Genomic DNA, 4,827 nt, shown 5'->3' with positions numbered 1-4,827 from the left:
TTAAGGGCGGGGTAGCTCACATTAAGTGGCATAATCTTTTAAAGAGTGAATGGCATTGCTTTTCTATGGCAAAGAAAGTAGTTAGTATTAGAAAGGTTCCCAGCGGCGATGTGAAGAGGGATGTAGTTAAGTCAAGGAATAAAACTACTAGGTGCGCCGTATGCGGGAAACCAATTAAGAAATCAAGCAGGCCATTTGGTGGCTATATTTGCGGTAATTGCCTATCCACAGCTATAAAGCTTAGCGTGTTGGTTTCTCAGTGATCCAAGCATGGGCGTAATAGCGATAAGTGGGGAAGCTGCCAGCGGAAAAACTACAATAGCTAAACTACTTGCTTGGCGACTTGGTTACAGGACTGTGTCCATAGGTGAGTTATTTAGGCGAGCTGCGCGAGAGCGAGGCGTATCATTGATTGAGTTACATAAGTTGGCCGAGTCCGATCACTCCATTGATAAAATGGTGGATTCATATACATTGGAGGAAGCTAAGAAAGGCAATATAGTAATAGAGGGGCANCTCGTTGCTTGGGTTCTTCGGGGAATCGCTGATGTTAAGATCTATCTAAAGGCCAGTGAGGAGGTAAGGGCCAATAGGTTAGCTGCTAGGGATGGTAGATCAATTAGTGATGCATTAATTGAGATAAGGAGCAGAGAGGAATCCAATAGGAAACGATATAAGGAAATCTACGGCTTCGATGTTCGCGACCTCTCCATATTCGACTTAGTTATAGATACAACCAGGATAGATCCACCAAATGTATTGGATGTAATAATGGAGTACGTTAAGCAATTAATAAGGTATCCGGCGCCATTATAATTACGCCCCCACGAGCAAACTAGTTCCCGATAGAGTATTAAACCCTTATTTTAATTGATGANTAGATGCTGGTGCTTGATCTATCGCTGCCAGACGTGCTTAAGTCATTTATAGCGGAGAAGCGCAATGTTAAGTCGCTATACCCACCCCAAGAAGAGGCAGTTAGGAGCGGCATATTTAATGGAGAGAACATAATCATGGTCACCTCAACGGCCAGCGGTAAGACATTACTAGCCGAAATAGCGGCGGTCAGCAACGTGTTAATGAATGATAAGAAAACGATAGTTACCGTTCCCCTTAAAGCATTAGCTTACGAGAAGCTCATGGATTTCAAGATATATGAGGAACTAGGAGTAAGGATAACGGCGTCCACGGGGGAATACGATAGCGACGATAAATGGCTTGAATCATTCGATATAATAATAACGACTTATGAGAAGTTGGATAGCATTTTAAGGCATAAACCCTCGTGGCTGGGGGATGTTGGTCAATTAATAGTGGATGAATTACACTATGTGGGGGACTCCGAGAGGGGCCCAATAATAGAATCAATAATATCTAAAATGCGAATGCTAGGCTTAACGCCTCAAATAATCGGGCTGAGCGCAACCATAGGAAACGCGGAGGAATTAGCGGCCTGGCTAGGGGCAAAGTTAGTTAAGACTAGTTGGAGNCCAATACCGCTTAAGGAGGGGGTTTATCTGAGGCCAATCATATTGTTCAGCGATGGTTCTAAAACCAAGGTACATGACGTTGGGGAGCCAGTTACATCTCTTGNGCTTGATTCCCTGCAGAGCGGCGGCCAAGCCCTCGTGTTCTCATCATCAAGATCCGGCGCCGTCAAGATAGCAAAGCAATTATCAAGGCTAATATGTGACTCCCCAAGTAAGCTAATTGACGTAGATGCAGCATCACGTGTTGCCGAGGACATCANGAAAGCATCCAGCTCTAAGTTATTGGGCGATGAACTTGCCCAATTAATAAGGTGCGGCGCCTCGTTTCACCATGCAGGGCTGGAGCTAGAGGTTAGGCGATTAATAGAGGAGGCATTTAGGGAACGAGTGATCAAGGTCCTTGCCTCAACAACCACATTGGCTGCCGGCGTTAACTTACCGGCTAGGCGCGTCATCATAAGTGATTACAGGAGGTATGAGGTGGGGGAGGGCATGCTGGATATACCTGTAATGGAGTATAAACAAATGGCTGGAAGAGCGGGTAGGCCTGGCCTGGATCCGTATGGCGAGGCCATCTTAATTGCATCAACTGAGAGAGAGGCCCATCGCTTGCTTGATCTATATATAAATGCAGAACCCGAGCACGTGGTTTCCCGCTTTTTCGTGGAGGAAAACATGGCCTTTAATCTGCTCTCAATAATAGCGAGCGGCTATGCCGATGATATGGATGGAATTTTCCAATTCCTATCAAATACATTAGCATATGCCCAATATAAGATAAGCAGCAACGTGATTCAACGCAATGTATTGATGAGGCGGGTTAACGACATGCTTAAGTTCCTTGTTGAGTCCGGCTTCATAGAGGAACGAAACGGCGAGTTCTCAGCCACTCCACTGGGGCTCGCCGTTAATAGGACCTACTTAGATCCATATACCGCCAATGATTATATAAGGGGATTAAGTCAATTAAGCGGGAAAGCCACTTACCTGGGAATACTTTTTCTGGCAGTTAAATCCCGGAAAGTACCTAAGCTTAGGGTCAGGAAGAGCGAGGAAGATAAATGGGCCGATGAATTGATGAGTCGTTGGTCTAAGTTGCCTTTAATGCCTCCCACTATACCTGATTATGATGAGGAGGAGCTCCATCCATTAATGGAGGAATTAAAGACGGCGCTAATGATTATGGATTGGATAAATGAGATAGATGAGGACACACTCCTTAAGCAATACGATGCGCAGCCAGGCGACCTACGAATGTATATAGATCAACTAGATTGGTTATTGGGCGCCATGGTTGAGTTAAGCAAGGTACTTAAGCTAAGGGAATTATCCGGCAAAATAGATATCCTCAGATACAGAGTTAAGTATGGGATAAAGGCCGATGCACTTGAATTAGCGCTAAACCTAGAGGGAATAGGACGTGCAAGGGCAAGGGAATTATATAAGGCCGGCTTCAAATCAATTGAGGATATAGCCACTGCATCACCAGCTAGGCTACAGGAAGTGAGGGGTATAGGATCCACCCTCGCCCGCTCATTGGTGGAACAAGCAAAGAAACTATTAGAGACAGGTAAAATAACGCGAGTTCCAAGAGATGAGGAGCCCAGCGGCGATATCTCGGATTACTTAGGCAACTAATTTTATTACTTATAGCTCGATAACCGTTGGTTACCGTCTTATGGAGTGATCCCTGAAGGATAAATTATGTAATGCGTATTCCATTTATGGTTCATTCCTTGTCCATTTTTGGTTCAGCCCTGTTTCAGGTTGATTGGATTGCCATTGTTAATTATGTCCTCGGCTAGCTTTGGATCTATTTTTGACAACTTATCCTTAATCTTGCTTAGAAACTCTTTATCCTCATTAATGTTCCTTAACTCATCGGGCAGCAATATCGGTATATCCTCCTTTATTGGGTACCATCTATGGCACTTCTCACAGTATAGTATGCCCTCCCCTATTTCATGCTTATAGCACTCAGCACACGGTGCTTTGCTTGGGTCCTCCATATCCTTAATATTCATCCCCTTATATGCACAATATAGCTCACAGAACGGTACCTTGCCTGTATATTCCCGATCCTTCACATTCTCGCTCAACACCACCAGCCTTAGGGGAAACGTCTTATCATAAGGGCATGCAAGCACATCCATTAATCTATACTTCATGACAGACCCGATCAGTTCAACTATATAAGCATTAATTCGCCCAATAACATGGATCTATGAATGAGGCATGGCAATCGTGTTTATCTTATCATTTGCGTTACCACTCAGTGGACACGCAATTACAAGAAGTAATGCGTTAGAAAACTAGTATTGCTGCTCTTTTGAATGAGTCTCATAATTATGAAGTGAACGGCATGTCCAGTCCCTTTATGGCGGGGAGGGGATTAGTCGACCATTCTCGATATAAAGCTATGAGTCAAATAATTCTGAGTCCTCCTTTACTTGCGACACGTATATCATATCCATGCTTCTCGGTTTTATTATTTCAATTATTCTTTCCAGTAATTCCCGTCTTCTAGAAATATTTGAAGCAGCTTCATCAATTAGTAGCGCTGCTGGGTCCGCTGCTATAGCTGTTAGTATGGCAACTACCTCCCTTTGGCCCATGCTGAGTTTTCCAACCCTTTCCTCAAATGGTATAGAGTATTCTCTTAACAAGTCCATAATGTGATCCAACTTCATGCGTTGAGCCAGCCTTAGGTGGTCCTTGACCTTCATGTGTGGTATATAGGTCTCGGGCGATACATAGGCTATTCTCCGTTGCCAAGGCGGTAAATTAGTCACGTTTCTTCCATTAACTTCAATCGCTCCTTGATCAGGCCGCTCTAGACCTGCAATTAGTCTAAGAAGAGTGGTTTTCCCACTTCCATTTCTGCCAACCAATATGATAGGTCCATCAATATATAATTCAGCTAGCAATTTAAAGCCTGGATAGGTCTTGATTAATCTAGCCTTCATCACCATAATCGCTGCCCCACCGACGCCGCCCTAATCAATACCAGTAGTAACCCAACCAGTACTAGCGCAGCGGATTGAGCAACGGCTGGCGACACGCCAGCATAGGAATAAGTATTATATATTAATATGGGGGCCGGCATCCCCCTAATGGGGCCAGTCAATACATAATACGCAATTATTGCAATGGAGCCGAACTCACTCATAGCCCTTGACAAAGGAATGACAAGCCTCGCCCTTTAGGGCGGGGTAAGGTTTTTAATCTCTGAACGAGGGAATAATTGTGTGGGGAAGCCCTAAATAGGGCGCGAGCAACGCGTAACGTGTCCCCGCACTAATATATATCCTTGAGTCCCTGGGATCCATGGATGGGG

General features: G+C 44.5%; 6 protein-coding genes. 3 read left to right on the top strand and 3 right to left on the bottom strand.

The features are described from left to right. Positions 1-65 precede the first annotated feature (65 nt). From AT710_09175 to AT710_09165, 3 genes are all read left to right on the top strand, one after another. Positions 66-263: a hypothetical protein gene (locus AT710_09175; protein KUO90349.1), complete on the top strand. Its 198-nt coding sequence runs from the start codon at positions 66-68 to the stop codon at positions 261-263. A gap of 7 nt (positions 264-270) precedes the next feature. Continuing rightward, the gene (locus AT710_09170) at positions 271-816 is read left to right on the top strand and encodes a cytidylate kinase (protein KUO90348.1); all 546 of its coding nucleotides are present in this window, start codon (positions 271-273) and stop codon (positions 814-816) included. Positions 817-881: 65 nt separating this feature from the next. Further along, positions 882-3,128, top strand: a complete 2,247-nt coding sequence (locus tag AT710_09165; GenBank protein KUO90347.1) for an extensin — start codon at positions 882-884, stop codon at positions 3,126-3,128. Between the two features lie 113 nt (positions 3,129-3,241). Here the strand turns inward: AT710_09165 and AT710_09160 are convergent, their stop codons facing one another. The 3 genes from AT710_09160 to AT710_09150 form a co-directional block, all read right to left on the bottom strand. Continuing rightward, entirely contained in the window at positions 3,242-3,658 is a 417-nt protein-coding gene (locus AT710_09160) for a hypothetical protein (protein ID KUO90346.1), read from the bottom strand. A gap of 249 nt (positions 3,659-3,907) precedes the next feature. After that, the gene (locus AT710_09155; GenBank protein KUO90345.1) at positions 3,908-4,462 is read right to left on the bottom strand and encodes a hypothetical protein; all 555 of its coding nucleotides are present in this window, start codon (positions 4,460-4,462) and stop codon (positions 3,908-3,910) included. Beyond that, on the bottom strand, positions 4,456-4,659 hold the full coding sequence (locus AT710_09150; protein KUO90344.1) for a hypothetical protein: 204 nt from the start codon (positions 4,657-4,659) through the stop codon (positions 4,456-4,458). The genes AT710_09155 and AT710_09150 overlap by 7 nt, the downstream gene beginning before the upstream one ends. Positions 4,660-4,827: the final 168 nt, after the last annotated feature.

Origin of the sequence: Thermocladium sp. ECH_B (genome assembly GCA_001516585.1) — an archaeon.
GTDB lineage: Archaea > Thermoproteota > Thermoprotei > Thermoproteales > Thermocladiaceae > Thermocladium.
Note: the sequence above shows the minus strand (reverse complement) of the source record. Positions and strands in the feature narration are given on the sequence as shown.

What these genes read in the sequence shown, in the direction of transcription:
- AT710_09175 (KUO90349.1), top strand. Translation starts at nt 66, where the DNA reads ATGGCAAAGAAAGTAGTTAGTATTAGAAAGGTTCCCAGCGGCGATGTG.
- AT710_09160 (KUO90346.1), bottom strand. Translation starts at nt 3,658, where the DNA reads ATGAAGTATAGATTAATGGATGTGCTTGCATGCCCTTATGATAAGACG.
- AT710_09155 (KUO90345.1), bottom strand. Translation starts at nt 4,462, where the DNA reads ATGGTGATGAAGGCTAGATTAATCAAGACCTATCCAGGCTTTAAATTG.
- AT710_09150 (KUO90344.1), bottom strand. Translation starts at nt 4,659, where the DNA reads ATGAGTGAGTTCGGCTCCATTGCAATAATTGCGTATTATGTATTGACT.